This is a genomic window from Pseudomonas sp. RIT-PI-a (assembly GCF_001187875.1).
GTDB lineage: Bacteria > Pseudomonadota > Gammaproteobacteria > Pseudomonadales > Pseudomonadaceae > Aquipseudomonas > Aquipseudomonas coleopterorum.
Map to the genome: position 1 here is coordinate 167,953 of NZ_LGIR01000015.1, position 21,195 is coordinate 189,147.

Consider the following 21,195-nt stretch of genomic DNA (forward strand, 5'->3'; position numbering starts at 1 on the left):
ATGCACAGATGAGCAAACGATCGATTATCCCTGCCGGCACCGGCAAGCCCCTGGCCCCTTTCGTTCCGGGCTCCATGGCCGACGGCGTGCTGTACGTGTCGGGCACGTTGCCATTCGACAAGGACAACAACGTGGTGCACGTGGGCGACGCGACGGCGCAGACCCGCCATGTGCTGGAGATCATCAAGGGCGTGGTCGAAGCGGCCGGCGGCACCCTGGATGACGTGACCTTCAACATGATCATGATCCGCGACTGGGCCGACTACGCCAAGGTCAACGAGGTGTACGCCGAGTACTTCGCCGGCGAGAAACCTGCGCGCTATTGCATCCAGTGCGGTCTGGTCAAACCAGACGCGCTGATCGAAATCGCCAGCATTGCGCACATCGGTTGATACTCACTGCGGAGGTTTGCATGTACCACGCCATACACGGTCGGCAGGATGCCGACGCACCCACTCTGGTACTGAGTTCGGGGCTCGGCGGTTCGGCCGGGTTCTGGGCCGGCGATCTGGCGCTGCTCGGCGAGCAGTTTCGCGTCGTGACCTATGACCATGCCGGAACCGGACGCAGCCCCGCGCAGTTGCCCGAGGGCTACAGCATCCAGCACATGGCCGAAGAGCTGCTGGGGCTGCTCGACGAACTCAATATCGAGCGATGCCATTTCATGGGCCACGCCCTGGGTGGCCTGGTGGGATTGGCGCTGGCAGCGCTGCAGCCCCAGCGCCTGAGCAGCCTGGTGTTGATCAATGCCTGGAGCAGCCCCAATCCGCACAGCGCGCGCTGTTTTGCCGTGCGCAAGAACCTGCTGCGTGACAGTGGCGCCGAGGCTTACGTACAGGCACAGGCGTTGTTCCTGTACCCGGCCGACTGGATTGCCAGCAACGGCGCGCGCCTGGCCGCCGACGAGGCCCATGCGCTGGCGCATTTCCCCAGCCATGACAACCTGCTGCGGCGGATCAACGCGCTGGAAACCTTCGACATCGAATCGCGCCTGGCGAGCATCGACACGCCTGCGCTGGTGATCGCCAACCGAGACGACATGCTGGTGCCCTGGCAGCGTTCCCGGCACCTGGCCGAGCATCTGCCCAACGCCAGATTGGTGGTGCTCGAATACGGCGGACACGCCTCGAGCGTCAGCGATCCACAACCCTTTCATCACGCCGTGCTGGACTACTTTCAAGGACTCTCACTATGAACGTGCCCCATTCGATTCCCGTCGAGCGTCAAGCCTTCCGCGATGCCATGGCAGGACTTGCGGCTGCGGTGAACGTCATCACCACCGACGGCCCCTACGGGCGGGCGGGATTCACGGCTACGGCGGTGTGCAGCGTGACCGATCAGCCGCCGACGCTGTTGGTGTGCATCAACCGCGCAGCCTCGGTCTACGAGTCTTTCACGGGCAACGGCATGGTATGCGTCAACACCTTGGGCAATGGCCAGCAAGCCCTGTCCAACGCCTTCGGCGGCAAGATTCCCCAGGAGGAGCGTTTCGCGGCGGGGCACTGGAGCCAGGGGATTACCGGTGCGCCGATTCTGGAGGGCGCCAAACTGTCCTTCGACTGCAGGATCACCAGCAGCACCAGTGTTGGCACCCACGACATTCTCTTTTGCGAGGTGCTGGACATTCGCCAACAGGACGAGGCCGACGTGCTGGTCTATTTCGCTCGCCGCTACCACGAACTGGCGGGTACTCAAGCCAGCGTGTGAGCGGTGCGGTCAGTCCGGCTTGCCCATGAGCATGAACAAGCGAAACAGCACCACGGTGGGCAGCAGTTGCAGAAAGCTGTTGACGCTGTCGACCAGCAGGCGCACCGGCGTGGGCTGGGTATCGGCCCAGGCCATGGCACTCAGGCCGTCGAGCAGCCAGAGCGGGATCATGATCGCCAGCAGGGTGAACAGGATCGGCCAGAACTTGCCTTTGGTCAGGTCGAAGCTTTCGCGCATGGCCTGCAACGGGGTGGTATTGCGCAGTACCAGCAGGTATTCCGAGAACGACAGCTTGATCATCAGGTACAGCCCCGGTAGTACGAACAGCCACATGCCGAACATGATCAGCAGGGTGCTGATGGCCGCCATCAGGGCGAAGCGTGGCCACAGGTGCAGGGCCTTGCCCAGCAGGTGCCGGCCCTTGGGCTCATAGCCGTCGGTGCGGGCATCGAGGAACAGGATCAACGCGGCGGTGTACAACGGATAGAACAGCAGGCCCACGGCCACGTCGTACATCACCGAGGCGTCAGGACCGTTGACGCGTGCCACCAACTCGCGCGCCAGCGCTTCGCAGACCACCAGCGGCAGGCACAGGCGCAGGATCGCCCACAGGTTGATGCGGAAAAAATAGAACGAGTCGCGCAATACGATCAGCGGGTTCATGGGGCCGGGTCACAGGTCAAAAAGCAGGTCGACACTTTAGCCGATGGTGGCGTTTTTCAACACCCGGTCGGGGCGTCATGGAGCGTGAGGGTGGGCGCAGGTGAACAAAGTTTAATCGCGGCCGGTCATTGAAAGACGGGGCAGCAGCCCCATCATTGCAGCAGAACCGACGCATTGTGCGCCGGCCACCCCATTTTCCGGGCAATCGAACGAGGTCGCCATGAACACTGATGAACAAAGCCTGATCGACGGTCTGTTCACCCGCCTCCAGCAGGCCGAAAAGGAGGGCAGTGCGCGCGATGCGCAGGCCGACGAGCGCATCAAGGGGCACGTCTCCGCCCAGCCCGCCGCGCCCTATTACATGGCGCAGGCGATCCTGGTCCAGGAAGCGGCGATCAAGCGCTTGAGCGAGCAGAACCAGCAGTTGCAGACTGAACTGCAGCAGGCGCGCAGCCAGGCGGCCGCGCCGGCGCAGCAGGGCGGTGGTGGTTTCCTGTCGAGCATTTTCGGCGGCGGCAACCGCGACGTGCAGCAACCGGCGCGGGCCGTGCAGCCGCAGGGCAACGGCTGGCGCGAACCGGCTCGCCAGGCGCCGGCGTACCAGCCGCCGCCACAGCAGAACTACGCCGCTCCAGGCGCTCAGGCGCCGGCGGGTGGCGGTTTCATGCGCGGCGCCCTGCAGACGGCTGCCGGTGTGGCCGGGGGCGTGATGCTGGCACAGGGCATCAGCAGCCTGTTTCACCACGACAACCCTCAGGAGATTGTCGAGGTGATCAAGGAAGAACCAGCCCAAGCCAGCGACAGCGGCGGCTGGAACGACAGCGGTGACGCCCAGCAGGTGAGCAATGACAGCTGGAACGACCAGGGCGGCATGGCCGATGCCGGCTATGACAGCAGCGGCGACAGTGGCTTCTTTTCCGACGATGATGATTTTGTGTAAGGCCTGAGGGCCTCTTCGCGGGCAGAGGGCTCGTCGACCTGCCTTTACATTGTTCGGTGGAGCTCATGGCCCCTTCGCGGGCAGAGCCCGCTCCCACAGGGTGGTGCGCGATCCTGTGGGAGCGGGTCTCTGCCCGCGAAGAAGCCGGCACAGTCACCCCCCTCACACATGGCACCACCACTGTGGGAGCGGGTCTCTGCCCGCGAAGAGGCCGGCACTGACACCCCATCCCCACCCCCATCCTCGCCCCAACACTGGCATACTGGCTCTCCAGAAGCTCAGGCGCCCAGCGCGACGAGGAAGTGCGGTGAAGAAGATCGCGGTGTTCGCCGATGTACAGAACCTTTACTACACCGTGCGCCAGGCCTATGGCTGTCACTTCAACTACGCCGCACTGTGGGCCGACATCGGCCAGCGCGGGCAGATCGTCGAGGCCTATGCCTACGCCATCGACCGTGGCGACAGCAAGCAGCAGCAGTTTCAGCAGATCCTGCGCAACCTCGGCTTCACGGTCAAACTCAAGCCCTACATCCAGCGCAGCGACGGCTCGGCCAAAGGCGACTGGGATGTGGGCATCACCATCGATATCATGGACGCCGCCGATCACGTCGACGAGATCGTGCTTGCCTCGGGCGACGGTGATTTCGACCTGCTGCTCGACCGCATCATCGGCAAGCATGGCGTCGAGGCCGTGGCCTATGGCGTGCCAGGTCTGACCGCCAACTCGCTGATCCGCGCCGCCACCCGCTACGTACCCATCGAAGGTGCGTTGCTGCTGAAGAATTGAGGTTTCACCGCTTTGGAACGCATTGCTGTCATCGACTTCGAAACCACCGGCATCTCGCCGAACATGGGTTGCCGCGCCACGGAAATCGCCGTGGTCATGCTCGAACGCGGCGAAATCGTCGGACGCTATCAGAGCCTGATGAACGCCGGCCTGCCCGTGCCCGGCTTCGTTGCCAGCCTGACTGGCATCACCACGGCCATGGTGCGCAAGGCGCCGCCTGCGGCCGAGGTAATGGCCGAAGTCGCCGAGTTCGTCGGCAGCACGCCGTTGTTGGCGCACAACGCCTCCTTCGACCAGAAGTTCTGGGATCACGAGCTCAGCCTGCTGCGCCGTGAGCGGGTGCAGAGCTTTGCGTGCTCGATGCTGATGGCCCGGCGCCTGTTCCCCGGCGCGCCGAATCACAAGCTGGGCACCTTGACCCAATGGGCGAGGCTGCCGCATACCGGCCAGGCTCACCGGGCCATGGCCGATGCCGAGATGGCGGCCAACCTGACACAGCATCTGGCACGCGAGTTGCGCGAGCGGCACGGGCTGGCCGAGGTGTCCCACGGGCTGTTCTGCACGCTGCAGAAAGTGCCGATGGCGAAGATGCGCGAGGTGTTGCAAAAGCATCGCTTAGGGTAGGGCTGGAAGGCCTCTTCGCGGGCAGAGGGCTCGCCGCCCGGTTCCCACCAGGAAAGAACAAAAACACACCATGGACGACCTTTGAAATGCCTGCTCAAGCCCGCTTTCCCCTGTTGCTCATCGGCGCCTTTCTGGCCCTGTATTTCGTCTGGGGTTCGACCTACCTGTTCATTCGTATCGGCGTCGAGTCGTGGCCGCCGTTGCTGATGGCCGGGGTGCGCTTTCTCATCGCCGGGACGATTCTCTATGCCTTCCTGCGCCTGCGTGGCGCGCCCAACCCGACCTGGCCACAGTGGCGCGCGGCCGGGTGCGTGGGGATCCTGTTACTCAGTTGCGGCAACGGCGGCGTGACGGTCGCCGAACATGCGGGCGTGTCGTCCGGGGTGGCGGCGCTGGCCGTGGCCACCGTGCCGCTGTTCACCCTGTTCTTCGGCCTGTTCCGGGGGCAGCGCAACACCCGCCTGGAGTGGGCGGGGATCGTCCTCGGGCTGGTCGGGATCGGCCTGCTCAACCTGGGTTCCAATCTGCAGGCCAGCCCACTGGGCGCGGCGCTGCTGATCTTCGCCGCGGCCGCCTGGGCCTTCGGCTCGGTCTGGAGCCGGAGTCTGCCATTGCCCCAGGGCGCGATGGCCGCGGCGACGGAAATGCTCATCGGCGGCGCGGTGCTGCTGCTGGGCAGCCTGATCTCGGGTGAGCGCATGCAGCAATGGCCCACCGCCGCCGGCTGGGGCGCGCTGGCCTACCTGGTGTGCTTCGGTTCGATCCTGGCCTTCAGTGCCTACATGTACCTGCTCAAGCACGTGCGCCCGGCGGCGGCCACCAGCTATGCCTACGTCAACCCGGCGGTGGCCGTGTTGCTGGGCATCCTGTTCGCCGGCGAGCACATCGGCGTCGAGGAATGCGTGGCCATGGCGGTGATCATCGGCGCGGTGGTGTTGATCGGCGTGCCGCAATGGCGCAAGGCGAAAGCCTAGCCAACAAGGTAAACTGCCGGCCATTGCGAAACATCTTCTGACGGTAGACCCATGACATTCGCCACCCTTGGCCTGATCGAACCCCTGCAACGCGCCCTTGAAACGCTTGGCTACCAGACGCCGACCCCGGTGCAGGCCCAAGCCATTCCTGCGGTGCTGGCCGGTCGCGACCTGATGGCCGCGGCCCAGACCGGCACCGGCAAGACCGCCGGTTTTGCCTTGCCGTTGCTGCAGTTGCTGGCCATGGAAGGCCCCAAGGTGGCGAGCAACTCGGTCCGCGCCCTGGTGCTGTGTCCCACGCGCGAGCTGGCCGAGCAGGTTCACGCCAATATCGTCGAGTACGGCGAGCACCTGCCGCTGAGCACCTATGCGGTGTACGGCGGGGTCAGCATCAACCCGCAGATGATGAAGCTGCGCAAGGGCGTCGACCTGTTGGTCGCAACGCCGGGGCGCCTGCTCGATCTGTATCGACAGAACGCGATCAAGTTCTCCCAGTTGCAGACCCTGGTGCTGGACGAAGCCGACCGCATGCTCGACCTGGGTTTTTCCGAGGAACTGCGGGACATCTATGCAGCCCTGCCGAAGAAGCGCCAGACCTTGCTGTTCTCGGCGACCTTTTCCGATTCCATCCGCCTGCTGGCCGGGCAGATGCTCAACGACCCGCTGAGCATCGAAGTCAGCCCGCGTAACGTGGCCGCCAGCTCGGTGCAGCAGTGGATCGTGCCGGTGGACAAGAAGCGCAAGGCGGAGCTGTTCTGCCATCTTCTGAAGAAGCAGCGCTGGAAGCAGGTGCTGGTGTTCGCCAAGACCCGCAACGGCGTGGACGCGCTGGTCGAGAAGCTGCAGGGGCTGGGCATCAACGCCGACGGCATCCACGGCGAGAAGCCGCAGGCTACGCGCCAGCGTGCACTGGATCGTTTCAAGGCTTCGGAGGTGCAGATCCTGGTGGCCACCGATGTCGCCGCGCGCGGCCTGGACATCGACGATCTGCCGCTGGTGGTCAACTTCGACCTGCCGATCGTGGCCGAAGACTACATTCACCGCATCGGCCGTACCGGCCGGGCAGGGGCCACGGGGGAGGCGATCTCGCTGGTCTGCGCCGACGAGGTGCAGTTGCTGTCGGCCATCGAAATGCTGACCCGGCAGACGTTGAAGCGCGTCGACGAACCGGACTTCGTGCCCGATCACCGGGTGCCTGACACCGATGCCAGCGGCCAAGTGGTGAAGAAGCCGAAAAAACCGAAGAAGCCCAAGGTCAGTGGTAGCAAGAAGAACCTGGGCAAGTGGGTCGATAGCGGCGATTCGCCGGTGGATGCGACCCCTGTGGTCAAGCCGGTGCGCAAGGTGCCGGTGTTCAATACGGGACCGCGCAAGCGCAAGCCTTGAGCTGTGTGGGGGGCTTGAGGGCCTCTTCGCGGGCAGAGGGCTCTCACATTGTGTGGTGTGACTGAGGGCCTCTTCGCGGGCAGAGCCCGCTCCCACATGTTCAACTGCACCCTGTGGGAGCGGGGCGGGCGGCGAGCCCTCTGCCCGCGAAGGGGCCCGAGAGGCAAACATCACTCCCGAGCCAACCACTCCAGAACGCCATCCGCCGCCCGCCGCCCGCTGGCGAAACAGGCCGTCAGCAGATAGCCACCGGTTGGCGCTTCCCAATCCAGCATTTCACCCGCACAGAACGTACCCGGCACATCGTTAAGCATCAGCTGCCGATTCAGCCCCTGCAGATCCACACCCCCCGCTGTGCTGATCGCTTCATCCAGCGGCCTGGCGCGTACCAGCGTCAAGGGCAGCGCCTTGATCGCCGAGGTCAGTGCGTCGAGATCGGCGAAGGTCGGCGCATCGGTCAGCTCACGCAACAGGCCGGCCTTGACCCCCTCCAGGCCCAGTTGCCCCTGCAGGTGCCGGGCCATGGACTTGGACCCCCGCGGTTTGTGCAACGCCGCACGGACTTTATCCACACGTCGATCCGGCAGCAGGTCAAGATGCAGGGTCGCTTCTCCCGTGCGGTTGATCGCCTCGCGAATCCCGGCGGACAGTGCATACACCAGGCTGCCTTCCACACCCGTTTCAGTCAGCACGAACTCGCCAGTGCGCAACGGTTCGCCCGCCAGCCCCAAGGCGACGTTCTTCAGCGGTGCCCCAGCGAATTTTTCCCGCAACAGCGCGCTCCAGCCCGGCACCTCGAAGCCGCAGTTGGAGGGTTGCAGCGGCTTGATGGGTACACCGCGCCCTTGCAGCCAAGGCACCCAGGCGCCGTCGGAACCCAGCCGCGCCCAACTGGCGCCGCCCAACGCCAGCACCGTGGCCGCCGGGCGCACCGCCGATTCGCCGTGCGGATGCTCGATACGCAAGCTGCCGTCGTCGTTCCACCCCAGCCAGCGGTGCCGGGTGTGGATAACCACACCGGCCTCGCGCAGGCGCTTGAGCCAGGCACGCAGCAGCGGTGCGGCCTTCATGTCGGTCGGAAATACGCGTCCGGAGGTGCCGACGAAGGTCTGGATGCCCAGGCCATGAATCCATTCGCGCAGCCGTGGGCCATCGAACGGGGCCAGCCATTCCCCCACCGCCTGCGCGCGTTCGGCGTAGCGAGCCACGAAGGCGGGCTGGGGCTCGGAATGGGTGATGTTCATGCCCCCGACGCCAGCGAGCAGGAATTTGCGGCCCACCGAGGGCATGCCGTCGTAGACGTCGCCGGCCACGCCAGCCAGGCTCAGCCCTTCGGCGGCCATCAGGCCCGCCGGGCCGCCGCCGATCACGGCAACGCGAGGGGGAGAAGAGTGCATGGAAACGGATCGACAGAGAAAGAAGGCGAATTCTACACGCCCCGTTCCGCTCCTGTATTCACACGCACTGCTGATCAAAATTTGATCGGCGCTCTGAAAGCCTTGCCGTATGCGGCCTGTGGCTTGTTTTGCGCAGGTTATCCACATGCGGTTGCACAGCGGATGTGAGTAACTCGCGCAGTCTGTGCAAAACAGGCCTGAAAAGCTGATCAAAAAATGATCGCATCGCGCAAGCCCCCGGCTACGCGGGCCGTCAGCCGCTTATGCGCAGATTATCCACAGGCGGTTGCACAGCCAATGTGTGTAACTTATCCACTGGCTGTCGCGATGTGCATAACTCATACGGTGAGGAAAAACACCATCAGCAAGGGCCCGATCACGGTCAGCAGAAAACCGCTGACCAGCGCTACGGGCAGCAATTCGGGCGGGCACTTCTGCTTGACGATCGGCAGGGTCGAATCCAGCGACGTGGCGCCGCCCGCGGCGATGCATTGCAAGGGTCGCCGGGCACCCAGGCTGTACAGCAGACCGATGGCCAGGATCTCGCGAAACAGGTCGGTCAACAGGGCCATGGCACCGAACGCTTCACCGGCATGGTGGCCCACCATCACTCCGGACAGGGTGAACCAGCCGAAGCCACTGGACAGCGCGAGGGAGATGGCCAACGGCTGGCCGGTGGCCCAGGCCGCCAGCAGGCCGCCCAGCAGCGAACCGATCACCACCATGGCGGGAATCTTCAAGGTGCGCAGCGAGTACCACGACGGGTCGGGCCTGACTCCGTAAAGGTCCAGCCCGACCAGCACGATCAGTACATAGAGGAAGTAGCTGGTCGAAGGCCAGCCAAACCCCGAGCCGTCGGCCGCGCCCCACAGGTGATACATGCCAACGCCCAAAGCCAGGGCCAGCAGGGCGATCAGGCATTCCTTGAGCGGCGGGACAATGCCGGCCAACCCCTGGCGGTCCGACGTCGGGCGTGGCACCACGGCACTGGCGCCTCGAGAGAGCAACAACCACGGCACCGCAGTCGTCAGCAGAGCGAAGACCAGCGCGGTGAGCGCCGATTCACGCGCCGAGTTCAGGGCGCCCAGGACGTTACCGAATTCGTAGCCGATCGAGAACAGCAGCAGCCAGATGAACGGGGTGATCAGCTTCACCAGCCGATGGCGCAGCTCGGGGCTGATGAAGATTGCCAACACCCAGCCGCCGGCCAACGCCAGCAGGATGGGCAGGAGTGAAGCCACTATCGAAAGCATTGTCGCAAGCCTTGTGCAGGAGATCCATGGAGTGCCGTGTGTGCCGAAGGCGGGCATTATTCCAGATGCGCGACCCGTCTGGCTGGGCTTTTTCCATGTCGCGGCACCTGGGCCAGGGCCCGGTGCCGCCGGCTGCTATTGGGCCTGCAGCCACCGCTCAGTTGTCGGTCTGGATACGACCGATCACGGCGCCAGCTTCGAAGTAGTCACCGGCTTGCTGGCCGATCTGCACGCGGCCTGCACACGGCGCCAGCACCGAGGTCTCCATCTTCATCGCTTCCACCACGGCCACTACCTGCCCGCTGGAAACGTCGGCGCCGTCTTCCACCACCCAGGTGTGCAGGTTGCCCGCCACTGGAGTGAGCAGCGCCTGGGCGTCCACCTCTGCCGAAGCCGAAGCCGAAGCCGAAGCCGAAGCCGAAGCCTGTGCCTGGGCAGCGGGTGCCGCGTCCAGGCTCATGCCGCGCAGCAATGCAGCGGGCAGACCGAGCGCGTGGCGCTTGCCGTCGATCTCGACGAAGGTGCGCAGGATGTCCGCGTCGGCCTTGGGTTCGACCCGCGGCGCCAGGGTGATGGATTCGGCGAAGTCGGTTTCGATCCAGCGCGTGTGCACGGCGAAGCGCTCGGGACCGGTGAAATCCGCGTGATCCATCACGGCGCGGTGGAACGGCAGTACCGAGGCGATGCCTTCGATACTGAATTCGGCCAGGGCGCGTCGGGCGCGGGCAATGGCCTGCTCACGGGTGGCGCCGGTGACGATGAGCTTGGCCATCATCGAGTCGAAGTGGCTGGGCACGCTCGACCCGCTGACCACGCCACTGTCCAGGCGTACGCCGGGGCCGAACGGCGGAAGGAACTCACCGATCTGGCCAGGTGTGGGCAGAAAGCCCTTGCCCGGGTCTTCGGCGTTGATGCGGAATTCGAAGCTGTGGCCTCGCGGCACGGGCGTTTCGGTGAACGACAAGGGCAAGCCGTCGGCGATCCGCAGTTGCTCGATCACCAGGTCCACGCCTGTGGTTTCCTCGGTGACCGGGTGTTCGACCTGCAGGCGCGTGTTGACCTCCAGGAACGACAGGGTGCCATCCTGGCTGAGCAGGAACTCGACCGTACCGGCGCCGACGTACCCGGCCTTGGCGCAGATGTCGCGGGCCGCCTGGTGGATACGCTCGCGCTGCTGTTGCGTGATGAACGGCGCGGGCGCTTCTTCCACCAGCTTCTGGTTACGGCGCTGCAAGGAGCAGTCGCGCGTGCCCACGACCACGACCTGGCCGTGCCGGTCGGCCAGGATCTGCGCTTCGATGTGGCGCGGGCGGTCGAGAAACTGTTCGACGTAGCATTCGCCGCGGCCGAAGGCGGCCTCGGCCTCGCGCACCGCCGAGGCGAACAGCTCAGTCACCTCGTCCAGGCGCCAGGCGACTTTCATACCGCGTCCGCCACCGCCGAACGCGGCCTTGATGGCGATCGGCAGGCCGTGCTGTTCGGCGAAGGCCAGCACCTCCTCGGCGCTTTCCACCGGCCCCGGCGTGCCGGCCACCAGAGGCGCACCCACGGCCTGGGCGATCTTGCGGGCTTCGACCTTGTCGCCCAGCACGTCGATGGTCTCGGGATTGGGGCCGACCCAGATCAGCCCGGCCTCGATGACGGCGCGGGCGAAATCGGCCCGCTCGGAGAGGAAACCATAGCCGGGGTGAACGGCATCGGCGCCACTGCGCTTGGCGACCGCCAGCAACTTCTCGATGTTCAGGTAGGTTTCGGCAGGGCGCTGGCCGTCGAGCCCATAGGCTTCGTCGGCGTGGCGTACATGCAGGGCGTCGATGTCGGCATCGGCGTACACCGCCACGCACTGCACGCCGTGGTCGCGGCAGGCACGGGCGATACGCACGGCGATCTCGCCGCGGTTGGCAATCAGGAGCTTTTTCATGGAAGTCGTTCCACATCGGCAGGTGAAGAAGGGGCAGGCGCGGTAGGGTGCAGCGCTTCGAAGGCGGCCACCGGGTTGAAGCGAATCCAGGCGTTGACCGGTATCTGTCCTGCCAGATCGAGGTGGTAGTTGGCGACCACGGCGATCACCGGGTAGCCGCCTGTCAGCGGGTGGTCGGCGAGGAACAGCACCGGCTGGCCGCTGGCGGGTACCTGAATGGCGCCCACGGCGGTGCCTTCGCTGGGCAGCTCCTGGTGATTGCTGCGTTCCAGCGGCGTTTCACCGGCCAGGCGAATGCCGACGCGGTTGGACTGTGCGGTGACCTGCCACGGCTGGCTGCTCAGGCGCTCGATGGCGTCGGCGGTGAACCAGTCGCTGCGCGGGCCCATCAGCACATCGAGAGTGACGGTGTCGGCGGTTTTCGGCAGGGCAAACGCCGGGGCTTCACTGAGCGATACGCTGGTGCCGCCCGTTGGCGGCGTGAACCCCAAATGGTCGCCGGCGGCCAGGGCGGGCGGACCGACCTGGGCCAGGGTGTCGGTCGACAGGCTGCCGAGCACCGGCGTCACGTCGAAGCCCCCGCGGATCGCCAGGTAGCTGCGCAGCCCGGCGCTGGGCGCACCTAGGGTAACGGTGTCGCCCGGCGCCAGTTCGATGGGCTGATAGTTGTCCACAGGCCATTGCAGGCCACTGGCGCTGGTGAGGGTGACCGGGGCCTGTGCGCCGGTGACGGCGATCACCGCGTGGCCATGGCAGGTGAAGCGCAGGCCGCCGAGCACGGTTTCCACGCAGGCCATGTCCGAGCGGTTACCAACGGCGCGGTTGGCGGCGCGCAGGGCGCCCAGGTCCAGCGCGCCGGAGCGGGACACGCCCTGGCCGGGCTGGCCGATGCGGCCGGTGTCCTGCAGCACGCTGTGCAGGCCGGGGCTGAGAATCTGCAGGTACGCGCCGCTCGGCGGCAGGGCCGCAGCGGGCGCAGCCGGTGCGGGCAGGCCGCCTGCGGGCAGAGGCCCGGCATCGACGAAACGCACCTTGTAACCGGGCCGCAACAGCGCCGGTTCGGCGCGCTCCAGGTCCCACATCTGCAAGGGCGTGACGCCGATGATCTGCCAGCCACCGGGGCTGGCCTTGGGGTAGATGCCACTGAATTCACCCGCCAGCGCCACGGCGCCCGCAGGGATGCGCGTGCGCGGCGTCTTCCGGCGCGGCACCGGGAACCCGGCCCCGCCGGTCAGGTAGCCGAATCCCGGGGCGAAGCCACAGAAGGCGACGCTGTAGTCCTCGGCGGTGTGGCGTCGGATCACTTCCTCGCGGCTGATCTGCAACAGCGCGGCAACCTCATCCAGGTCTTCGCCGTTGTAGTGCACCGGGATCTCCACACGCCGCTGCTCGACGGCACGGCGCTGGCTGGCATCGCGCCGGGCGAGTTGATCGACCAGTGTCTGCCGAGTGATGGCGCTGGGGCGGAACTGGATCAGCAGCGTCCGCGCGGCCGGAATGATTTCTTCCACGCCGGCGATCGGTTCGGCGCTCAAGGCATCGAACAGGGCCAGGGTCTGCTCGAGGTCGTCGAGCTCAACCATCAGGGTGTCCAGGTTGACCGGTAGAAAACGCACGGCAATCTCCTAGACGTGGTACGTGCTGTCAGGCACGTCGGTGATGAACATATGGCCCGGCGAATGGGTGATGGCGAACGGCACACCCGAGGCCATGACCGCAGCCTGGGGCGTGACCCCACAGGCCCAGAACACCGGTACTTCGCCCGGTTCGATGCGCACGGCGTCGCCGAAGTCGGGACGGGCCAGGTCGGCGATGCCCAGCAGCGCCGGGTCGCCCACGTGCACCGGCGCGCCATGCACCGAGGGATAGCGGGCGGTGATGGTGCAGGCTTCGGCCACGCGGTCGGCGCGGATCGGGCGCATGGACACCACCATGTCACCGCGCAGCCGCCCGGCGGGGCGGCAGGCACGGTTGCTCAGGTACATCGGCACGTTGCTGCCATCGGCGATGTGCCGGACTTCGATGCCCGCTTCCTGCAGCGCGGTTTCAAAGGTGAAGCTGCAACCGATGAGAAAGGTCACCATGTCGTCGTGCTCGGCCCAGGCGTGGCGGGCGTCGCTGATCTCTTCGACCAACTGGCCGTTGCGCCAGACACGGTACAGCGGCAGGTCGGTGCGCAGGTCTGCGCCCTCGGCCAGTACGGTGTGCGGGCTGCCAGCATCGGTGACGTCGAGGATGGGGCAGGCTTTCGGATTGCGCTGGGCGTACAGCAGAAAATCATAGGCCCAGTCGCGGGGCAGGGCGATCAGGTTGGCCTGGGTCATGCCTGGGGCGATGCCAGCGGAAGGCGCCACCCGCCCGCCGCGGTAGTCGGCGCGGGCTGCCCGAGCGGCCTCGATGGCGCTCTTCGCTGCGCGTTCGAGTGCGCTCATGGTCGGCCTCCGGCAAACGGCTGCAGTTGCATGTTCGCTTGCTCCAGCACGCGCCGCAGTTCGCGGGCCATGGCCACGGCGGCCGGGCTGTCGCCGTGCACGCAGATGGAATCGGCCTGGATGCGGGTGATGCTACCGTCGATGGCCTCCAGGGTGCCTTCCTCGACCAGGCGCAGCATGCGTTGGCCGATCAATTGTGGATCGTGCAGGACGGCACCGGGCTCGCGACGCGACACCAAGGTGCCTTCAGGCGTGTAGGCGCGATCGGCGAAGGCTTCGGCGACGCACGTCAGGCCTTCTTCACGGGCCAGTTCGATCAGGCTCGAACCGGCCAGGGCCACCAGTACCAGGCCAGGATCGACCGCGCGGATGGCAGCGATCACGGCCAGCCCCTGGCGGCGATCGTGGGCGATGGTGTTGTACAGGGCGCCATGGGGCTTGACGTAGCTGACGCGGGTGCCCGCGGCCTGGGCCAAGCCCTGCAGCGCGCCGATCTGGTAGATGACGTCGGCGGTCAGCTCGTCGCTGGTCACGTCCATGTTGCGGCGACCGAAACCGACCTTGTCCGGGTAGGACACATGGGCGCCGATGCTGACCTGCCTGGCCGCAGCCGCCTTGAGGGTGCGCAGGATGCCGGCCGGGTCACCCGCATGGAAGCCGCAGGCGACATTGGCGCTGGTCACGATGTCGAGCATGGCGTCGTCGTCGCCCATGCTCCAGGCGCCGAAGCTTTCACCCAGGTCGCTGTTGATATCTATGCTTGGCATTGTAGAGGTTCCTTGTGCGTTGTCCGGCTCATACGACAGAGAGGAAGGCGAAGATCGGCCCGACCGACTTGATCGCCATGTACCAGGTGAGCAGGCAGGTCAATACGCCCAGCACCAGCAGCCAGCGAGGGTAATGGTAGCCGTCCATGAGGTCGGACCGGCGCCAGCCGACGTAGGTGAAGATGCTCAGGCCAATGGGCAGGATAAGCCCGTTGAAGCCGCCGGCGAACAGCAGCAGCGCCGCCGGTGCGGTGCCCATCAGCACGAAGATCAGCAGCGACACGGCGATGAACACCGTGGTGGCGCGGTTGCGCGCCTGCTCGCTGATGTTCGGTGCGAACACCGTGATGAAGGAAATCGAGGTGTAGGCGGCGCCGATCACGCTGGTGATGCCGGCAGTCCACAGGATCAGGCCGAAGATGCGCAGGCCGAACTGGCCGGCTGCGGCCTGGAAGGCCTGGGCGGCCGGATTGGCGCCCTGGCCTGAGGTGTCGATGATTACGCCGCTGGCCACTACGCCGAGAATGGCCAGAAACAGCACGTAGCGCATGATGCCGGTGACCAGAATGCCGCTCAGGGCCGCCTTGTTCACGGCGTCCAGGTTTTCGATGCCGGTGGTGCCGCGGTCCAGCAAGCGGTGCGCCCCGGCGTAGGTGATGTAGCCGCCGACCGTGCCACCGACGATGGTGGTGATGATGGCGAAGTCAACCGTCTCGGGCAGGATGGTCTGGTACAGCGCCTGACCCAGCGGTGGGTTGGAAACAATGGCGACGAACACCGTCATGCCGATCATCACCAGACCCAGAACCACCATCAGACGATCCACGGCCACCCCGGCGCGGCGCGACATGAAGATGCCGATGGCGACCAGGGAACTCAGGGCGCCGCCCCATTTGGGGTCCAGCCCCATCAACGCATTCAGGCCCAGCCCGGCCCCGGCGATGTTGCCGACGTTGAACACCAGGCCGCCAAAGATCACCAGCACGGCCAGCAGGTAGCCGCTGCCGGGGATGGCCTTGTTGGCGATATCGGCGGCGCGCATCCGGGTCAGGGCAACGATGCGCCAGACGTTCAGCTGGACCACGAAGTCGATGAGAATCGAAGCCAGGATGCCGAACGCGAACGCCGCGCCCATCTTGGCCGTGAAGGTCGCGGTCTGGGTAATGAAACCTGGGCCGATGGCCGAAGTGGCCATCATGAAGATCGCGGCAATCAGGGAAGAGCGACGCGCCTTGGTGAAGTCCTTGGCGGTCTGTGTCACGGCTGTGTGTGTCACGGCATCGTTCCTGCGATGGGGGATGCAGGTGGTAGAGCAATCAGCATGCCAACGCCATGATAAAAGGCCAAGAGTGTTGATCTGCATGATGTGGATTGTTCAACAATGAATGCATGCATGACCCACAAAGTGCACCACTTTGTAACGCTTCCGGATGTCGCTGTTACTTAATGATGCACCGAGGCCGCACGGGTCTTGCCTGAGACCGGCCTGTGATGGAACATCGCCGAGACTCTTTTCGACCCTGGACCGAACATGAACGACACCTCGCTGTGCCCCCCTCGTTCGCTGGGTGAATCCATCACCCAGGAGATTCGCAGAATGCTGGTGGAAGGCGAGTTGGTTCCCGGCCAGCGCCTGTCCGAGGCCGCGCTGGCGGAAACCCTGCAGATCTCGCGCAACACCTTGCGCGAGGCCTTCAGGGGCCTGACCCGTGAAGGTTTGCTCAAGCACGAGCCGAACCGTGGGGTGACCGTTGCTGTGCCGGACATGGCCTCGATCATCGACATCTACCGGGTCCGCCGTTTCATCGAGTGCCAGGCCCTTGCCCAAGGCTATCCGCTGCATCCGGGCACCGTGCGCATGCGCGAAGCGGTCGCCATGGGCCAGCAGGCGAGCGAGGCGAAGGACTGGAAAGCCGTGGGCACGGCCAACATGATGTTCCACAAGGCGGTGGTGGAGCTGGCCGACAGCCCCCGATTGGAGGCGTTCTACGCGCAGATCTCGGCGGAGTTGCGATTGGCCTTCGGCCTGCTCGATGACCCGCGGTTTCTGCACATGCCCTACCTGGACATGAACGGCTCCATCCTGCACTGCCTGGAAGAGGGGCGTGCCGAGGAGGCCACGCAGTTGCTCGAAGCGTACCTGGTGCGCTCGGAACGCACCGTGCTCGCGGCGTACGAGCGCAGCACCCGACGCTAGCGTGCAGCGGGGTAGGATGTCCGCTCGCAAGTCCGGATACGCCGTTGGTCTTGCCGTGAAAACTCCCTTGTGACCTCGCGTTCGAAATGTGCGGGAAGGTGCCTGCGAGCTCGGAATCGAACCGGGGCGGGCGGTATCGGCAAGGAATCAGCGATGAAACAGATCCTCCAACTTGAAAGTGCGCGACTGATCCTGCGTCAGTGGCGTGACAGCGATTTGCCCGCGTTTGCCGACCTGTGCGCGGATCCGCGGGTCATGCGTTATTTTCCCGAAACCCTGGGGCGTTTGCAGAGCGCCGAAGTGATCGGTCGCGCACGCGGTCATTTCGCCGAATTGGGCTATGGCCTGTGGGCGCTGGAGCGCAAGGACAGCGGGCAGTTCATCGGCTTCACCGGCCTGGGGCAGGTGGGTTTCGACGCGCCCTTCGCCCCGGCCACCGAAATCGGCTGGCGCCTGGCCTATGAGCACTGGGGCCTGGGTTTCGCCAGCGAAGCGGCCTGGACCTGCCTGGCTTGCGCCTTCGACAGGCTGGGGCTGGAAGAGGTCGTGGCGTTCACCGCGTTGGCGAACGCGTCGTCGGAAAAGGTGATGCAGTCCATCGGTATGCAGCGCGATGTGGAGGGTGATTTCGACCATCCGAACCTGCCGGGGCACGAGTTGCAGCGGCACATGCTGTACCGCATCACCAAGCCCCAGTGGCAGCACAACCGGTAGGAGCGGCCAGTGGCCGCGAAGGGCGCGCTGCGGTGTGCCAGGTGTACCGTGTCGCGTTTTCGCGGCCGATGACCGTTCCTGCAGGTGTTCGCGGCGTGGCTGTCCGCTATCATTGCGCCCATTTGGTTCTGCTTATTTGGGTAATGCCTGTGCCGAGGAGTTTTGAATGAGCCATGTGTTGGACGATCTGGTCGAGCTGTTGAGCCTGGAACCCATCGAAGAAAACCTGTTTCGCGGTCGCAGCCAGGACCTGGGCTTTCGGCAGCTGTTCGGCGGCCAGGTACTCGGCCAGTCACTGTCGGCTGCCAGCCAGACGGTCGAGCCCGATCGCCACGTGCACTCCCTGCATGGCTATTTCCTGCGCCCCGGCGATGCGCAATTACCCGTGGTGTACATGGTCGACAGGGTGCGTGACGGGGGCAGCTTCAGCACCCGGCGCGTCACGGCGGTGCAGAAGGGCCAGCCCATCTTCACCGGTACCACCTCGTTCCAGTACGACGAAGAGGGCTTCGCCCATCAGAGCGCGATGCCTAACGTGGTCGGCCCGGAAAACCTGCCCACCGAGCTTGAGCTGATGCAGCAGGTCGCCCATCTGATCCCTGCGCACATGCGCGACAAGCTGCTGTGCGCCAAACCCATCGAGATGCGTCCGGTGGCCGAGCGTGACCCGTACAATCCATCGCCAACCGACCCGATCAAGTACATCTGGTTTCGCGCCGACGGCGCCCTGGCGCAGACCCCGGCGTTGCACAAGTACGTCATGGCCTATGCCTCCGACTTCAACCTGCTGACCACCTCGCTGCTGCCCCACGGTAAATCGGTCTGGCACCGCGACATGCAGATCGCCAGCCTCGACCATTCGCTGTGGTTCCATGGCAACCTGGTCGCCGACGACTGGCTGCTGTATGCCCTGGACAGCCCCTGGGCGGGCAACGCACGGGGCTTTGCCCGCGGCAGCGTGTACAACCGCGCCGGCCAGTTGGTGGCGTCCTCGGCCCAGGAAGGTCTGATCCGTCATCGGCAGGACTGGTCATGAGCCTGGCCCACGTCCGTCACTGGGTGTTCGATCTGGACGGCACCCTGACCGTGGCCGTGCACGACTTCGCTGCCATTCGCCGTCATCTGCAAATTCCGCCCGAGGCCGACATCCTCAGCCACCTGGCTGCCTTGCCGGCCCACGAGTCGAAAGCCAAGCACGTCTGGTTGCTCGAACACGAGCGCGCCCTGGCCGTGGCCTCGACGGCGGCGCCTGGAGCGGTGGAGCTGGTGCGTGAGCTGGCCGGTCGTGGTCATCGCCTGGGGATTCTCACCCGCAATGCGCGGGAGCTGGCGCATATCAGCCTGCAAGCAATCGGCATCGCCGACTGTTTCCAGCCGGACGATGTGCTGGGCCGCGACGAAGCCGCGCACAAGCCAGACCCGGCCGGTCTGCTGCACCTGGCCGGCGCCTGGTGCGTGCGCCATCCGGACATGGTCATGGTGGGTGATCATCAAATGGATCTGCAGGCAGGCCGAGCGGCTGGTACCGCCACAGTGCTGGTGAACCGGCCGGAGAACCTCTGGCCGGAACTGGCGGACTGGCATGCGTTGGATTGCACGCACCTGCGCAAACTGATCTGAATCGCTCGCCACCTGCGTTGGCGGGTGGCGAGCGTCAATACGTTCAGAGGCCCTTGAAAATCAGAGACTCTTGGCGCCGAACGTATCGCACTGGTCGATCTGACCCTGAGCAAACCCGGCCTTGAACCAGCGCACGCGCTGCGCCGAGGTGCCGTGGGTGAACGAGTCAGGCACCACACGGCCCTGGCCCTGCTGTTGCAGGCGGTCGTCGCCGATGGCGTTGGCCGCGTTCAGGGCTTCTTCGATGTCACCCGGCTCCAGCCAGTTCAGACGCTTCTGCCCGTTGAACGCCCAGACCCCCGCAAAACAGTCGGCCTGCAGTTCCTGACGCACCAGCAAGCCGTTGGCGCCCTCCATGCGCTGACCACTCTGGCGCGCCTGCTGAACCTGGTCCGATACGCCCAGCAAGGTCTGCACGTGATGGCCCACTTCGTGCGCGATCACATAGGCCTGAGCGAAATCGCCTGCGGCGCCGAAACGCTGCGACATCTCGCGGAAGAACGCCATGTCCAGGTACACCTGCTGGTCGGCCGGGCAGTAGAACGGTCCGCTGGCCGCCGTGGCGTGGCCGCAGGCCGACTGCACCTGGCCGCTGAACAGCACCAGTTTCGGTTCTTTGTAAGTCTGCCCGCCCTGCTGGAAGATCTGCTTCCAGGTGTCCTCGGTGTCGCCCAGTACCGTGCTGACGAATTCGGCCTGCTCGTCATTGGCCGGTGGCGCCTTGCGCTGGCTGGTGTCCACCGGCGCCGCCTGCTGGCTTTGGCCGGTCAGTTCGCCGAGGATCTGCATGGGGTCCTGGCCGGTCAGCAGGCCGAAGCCGACGATCAGCACCACTGCGGTCAGGCTCAGGCCCTTGCCGCCCATGCGCATCCCGCCGCCGCCACTGCCGCCACCGTCACCGCGGGCATCCACGACGTTATCGCTGCGTCGGCCTTTCTTCCATAACATGGCAAAATCCTCATTCGATTCATGCATAACCATTCGGGTATGCCTGTGACCGTGTTTTTCAATATTCGTTGTCGACCATTTCCTTGAGACTAGTCCGAAGCCTGGAAACAGGTCCTCTATAAATCGAATAACAGGAGAACGGCATGTCTTCCCAAGACAGCAGTCGCTTCATCATCCGTGATCGCAACTGGCACCCCAAAGCCCTGACGCCGGACTACAAGACCTCGACCATGCGCTCGCCCCGCCAGGCGCTGGTGAGCATTCCGCAGTCGGCCAGTGAAAGCACCGGCCCCAATTTCGCCCATCTCAAGTTCGGCGAGTTCGACAACGACCTGCTGCTCAACTACAACCATGGCGGCTTGCCGATCGGCGAGCGGATCATCCTGGCCGGGCGCGTCTGCGACCAGTTCGGCAAGCCCATTCCCAATACCTTGGTAGAAATGTGGCAGGCCAACGCCGGTGGCCGTTATCGGCACAAGAACGACCGCTACCTGGCGCCCCTGGACCCCAACTTCGGTGGCGTCGGCCGTACGCTGACCGACAGCGAGGGCTACTACAGTTTCCGCACCATCAAGCCGGGTCCGTACCCATGGCGCAACGGGCCGAACGACTGGCGTCCGGCCCACGTGCACTTCTCCATCAGTGGCCCGTCGATCGCCACCAAGTTGATCACCCAGCTGTATTTCGAAGGCGACCCGCTGATTCCGATGTGCCCCATCGTCAAGTCGATCAACGACCCCGAGGCGGTGCAGAGCCTGATCGCCAGGCTGGACATGGCCAACGCCAATCCGATGGATTGCCTGGCCTACCGTTTCGACATCGTGCTGCGCGGCCAGCGCAAGACTCACTTCGAAAACCGCTGAGG

22 protein-coding genes are annotated in these 21,195 nt (G+C 65.3%); 13 read left to right on the top strand and 9 right to left on the bottom strand.

Annotated elements, in window-relative coordinates; all coding sequences use genetic code 11:
• The first annotated feature begins 8 nt into the window (after nucleotides 1-8).
• Genes rutC through rutF form a run of 3 tightly spaced genes read left to right on the top strand, consistent with a single transcriptional unit; the run spans nucleotide 9 to nucleotide 1,707 of the window.
• Complete coding sequence (rutC, locus tag AC788_RS12315; protein ID WP_049860884.1) at nucleotides 9-392, top strand: pyrimidine utilization protein C; 384 nt, start codon at nucleotides 9-11, stop codon at nucleotides 390-392.
• 20 nt (nucleotides 393-412) lie between these two features.
• Entirely contained in the window at nucleotides 413-1,195 is a 783-nt protein-coding gene (gene rutD, locus AC788_RS12320; RefSeq protein ID WP_049860885.1) for a pyrimidine utilization protein D, read from the top strand.
• A complete protein-coding gene (gene rutF, locus AC788_RS12325; RefSeq protein ID WP_049860886.1) occupies nucleotides 1,192-1,707 on the top strand; it encodes an NADH-dependent FMN reductase RutF in 516 nt (171 codons plus the stop codon). Before rutD ends, rutF begins: the two co-directional genes overlap by 4 nt.
• Nucleotides 1,708-1,716: 9 nt before the next feature.
• On the opposite strand, the gene AC788_RS12330 is transcribed toward rutF, so the two are convergent.
• On the bottom strand, nucleotides 1,717-2,370 hold the full coding sequence (locus AC788_RS12330) for a YciC family protein (protein ID WP_049860887.1): 654 nt from the start codon (nucleotides 2,368-2,370) through the stop codon (nucleotides 1,717-1,719).
• A gap of 220 nt (nucleotides 2,371-2,590) precedes the next feature.
• Between AC788_RS12330 and AC788_RS12335 the strand changes: the two genes are divergently transcribed.
• From AC788_RS12335 to AC788_RS12355, 5 genes are all read left to right on the top strand, one after another.
• The gene (locus AC788_RS12335; protein WP_049860888.1) at nucleotides 2,591-3,310 is read left to right on the top strand and encodes a DUF2076 domain-containing protein; all 720 of its coding nucleotides are present in this window, start codon (nucleotides 2,591-2,593) and stop codon (nucleotides 3,308-3,310) included.
• A 307-nt stretch (nucleotides 3,311-3,617) separates the two neighbouring features.
• The gene (locus AC788_RS12340; RefSeq protein ID WP_043192734.1) at nucleotides 3,618-4,097 is read left to right on the top strand and encodes a LabA-like NYN domain-containing protein; all 480 of its coding nucleotides are present in this window, start codon (nucleotides 3,618-3,620) and stop codon (nucleotides 4,095-4,097) included.
• Between the two features lie 12 nt (nucleotides 4,098-4,109).
• Nucleotides 4,110-4,721 (top strand): 3'-5' exonuclease, encoded by a 612-nt coding sequence (locus tag AC788_RS12345; protein WP_049860889.1) that lies wholly within the window; start codon nucleotides 4,110-4,112, stop codon nucleotides 4,719-4,721.
• 86 nt (nucleotides 4,722-4,807) lie between these two features.
• On the top strand, nucleotides 4,808-5,695 hold the full coding sequence (yedA, locus tag AC788_RS12350) for a drug/metabolite exporter YedA (protein WP_049860890.1): 888 nt from the start codon (nucleotides 4,808-4,810) through the stop codon (nucleotides 5,693-5,695).
• Nucleotides 5,696-5,746: 51 nt separating this feature from the next.
• Nucleotides 5,747-7,081 (top strand): DEAD/DEAH box helicase, encoded by a 1,335-nt coding sequence (locus AC788_RS12355; RefSeq protein ID WP_049860891.1) that lies wholly within the window; start codon nucleotides 5,747-5,749, stop codon nucleotides 7,079-7,081.
• A gap of 170 nt (nucleotides 7,082-7,251) precedes the next feature.
• On the opposite strand, the gene AC788_RS12360 is transcribed toward AC788_RS12355, so the two are convergent.
• From AC788_RS12360 to AC788_RS12390, 7 genes are all read right to left on the bottom strand, one after another.
• Nucleotides 7,252-8,478, bottom strand: a complete 1,227-nt coding sequence (locus tag AC788_RS12360; protein WP_049860892.1) for a TIGR03862 family flavoprotein — start codon at nucleotides 8,476-8,478, stop codon at nucleotides 7,252-7,254.
• A 338-nt stretch (nucleotides 8,479-8,816) separates the two neighbouring features.
• On the bottom strand, nucleotides 8,817-9,731 hold the full coding sequence (locus tag AC788_RS12365) for a lysine exporter LysO family protein (RefSeq protein ID WP_082223657.1): 915 nt from the start codon (nucleotides 9,729-9,731) through the stop codon (nucleotides 8,817-8,819).
• A 157-nt stretch (nucleotides 9,732-9,888) separates the two neighbouring features.
• A complete protein-coding gene (locus tag AC788_RS12370) occupies nucleotides 9,889-11,652 on the bottom strand; it encodes an acetyl/propionyl/methylcrotonyl-CoA carboxylase subunit alpha (protein ID WP_049860893.1) in 1,764 nt (587 codons plus the stop codon).
• Nucleotides 11,649-13,268 carry a 5-oxoprolinase/urea amidolyase family protein gene (locus AC788_RS12375; protein ID WP_049860894.1) on the bottom strand — a complete coding sequence of 540 codons (1,620 nt, stop codon included), beginning with the start codon at nucleotides 13,266-13,268 and terminating at the stop codon, nucleotides 11,649-11,651. Before AC788_RS12375 ends, AC788_RS12370 begins: the two co-directional genes overlap by 4 nt.
• A 9-nt stretch (nucleotides 13,269-13,277) precedes the next feature.
• Nucleotides 13,278-14,084 (bottom strand): putative hydro-lyase, encoded by an 807-nt coding sequence (locus tag AC788_RS12380; RefSeq protein WP_049860895.1) that lies wholly within the window; start codon nucleotides 14,082-14,084, stop codon nucleotides 13,278-13,280.
• Nucleotides 14,081-14,851, bottom strand: coding sequence for a LamB/YcsF family protein (locus tag AC788_RS12385; RefSeq protein ID WP_049860896.1), 771 nt, complete (start codon nucleotides 14,849-14,851; stop codon nucleotides 14,081-14,083). Before AC788_RS12385 ends, AC788_RS12380 begins: the two co-directional genes overlap by 4 nt.
• A gap of 28 nt (nucleotides 14,852-14,879) precedes the next feature.
• Nucleotides 14,880-16,112: an NRAMP family divalent metal transporter gene (locus AC788_RS12390; protein WP_049860947.1), complete on the bottom strand. Its 1,233-nt coding sequence runs from the start codon at nucleotides 16,110-16,112 to the stop codon at nucleotides 14,880-14,882.
• Between the two features lie 270 nt (nucleotides 16,113-16,382).
• Here AC788_RS12390 and AC788_RS12395 point away from each other — a divergent pair, with 270 nt between their 5' ends.
• The 4 genes from AC788_RS12395 (at nucleotide 16,383) to AC788_RS12410 (ending at nucleotide 19,382) form a co-directional block, all read left to right on the top strand.
• Entirely contained in the window at nucleotides 16,383-17,048 is a 666-nt protein-coding gene (locus tag AC788_RS12395) for a GntR family transcriptional regulator (RefSeq protein ID WP_049860897.1), read from the top strand.
• A 153-nt stretch (nucleotides 17,049-17,201) separates the two neighbouring features.
• The gene (locus AC788_RS12400; RefSeq protein WP_049860898.1) at nucleotides 17,202-17,762 is read left to right on the top strand and encodes a GNAT family N-acetyltransferase; all 561 of its coding nucleotides are present in this window, start codon (nucleotides 17,202-17,204) and stop codon (nucleotides 17,760-17,762) included.
• A 166-nt stretch (nucleotides 17,763-17,928) separates the two neighbouring features.
• Nucleotides 17,929-18,798, top strand: a complete 870-nt coding sequence (gene tesB / locus AC788_RS12405; RefSeq protein WP_049860899.1) for an acyl-CoA thioesterase II — start codon at nucleotides 17,929-17,931, stop codon at nucleotides 18,796-18,798.
• On the top strand, nucleotides 18,795-19,382 hold the full coding sequence (locus AC788_RS12410) for an HAD family hydrolase (protein WP_049860900.1): 588 nt from the start codon (nucleotides 18,795-18,797) through the stop codon (nucleotides 19,380-19,382). Before tesB ends, AC788_RS12410 begins: the two co-directional genes overlap by 4 nt.
• Before the next feature lie 60 nt (nucleotides 19,383-19,442).
• Here the strand turns inward: AC788_RS12410 and ypfJ are convergent, their stop codons facing one another.
• Nucleotides 19,443-20,330, bottom strand: coding sequence for a KPN_02809 family neutral zinc metallopeptidase (ypfJ, locus tag AC788_RS12415; protein WP_049860901.1), 888 nt, complete (start codon nucleotides 20,328-20,330; stop codon nucleotides 19,443-19,445).
• Nucleotides 20,331-20,473: 143 nt separating this feature from the next.
• Here ypfJ and pcaH point away from each other — a divergent pair, with 143 nt between their 5' ends.
• Nucleotides 20,474-21,193, top strand: a complete 720-nt coding sequence (gene pcaH, locus AC788_RS12420; RefSeq protein WP_043192756.1) for a protocatechuate 3,4-dioxygenase subunit beta — start codon at nucleotides 20,474-20,476, stop codon at nucleotides 21,191-21,193.
• Nucleotides 21,194-21,195 lie beyond the last annotated feature (2 nt).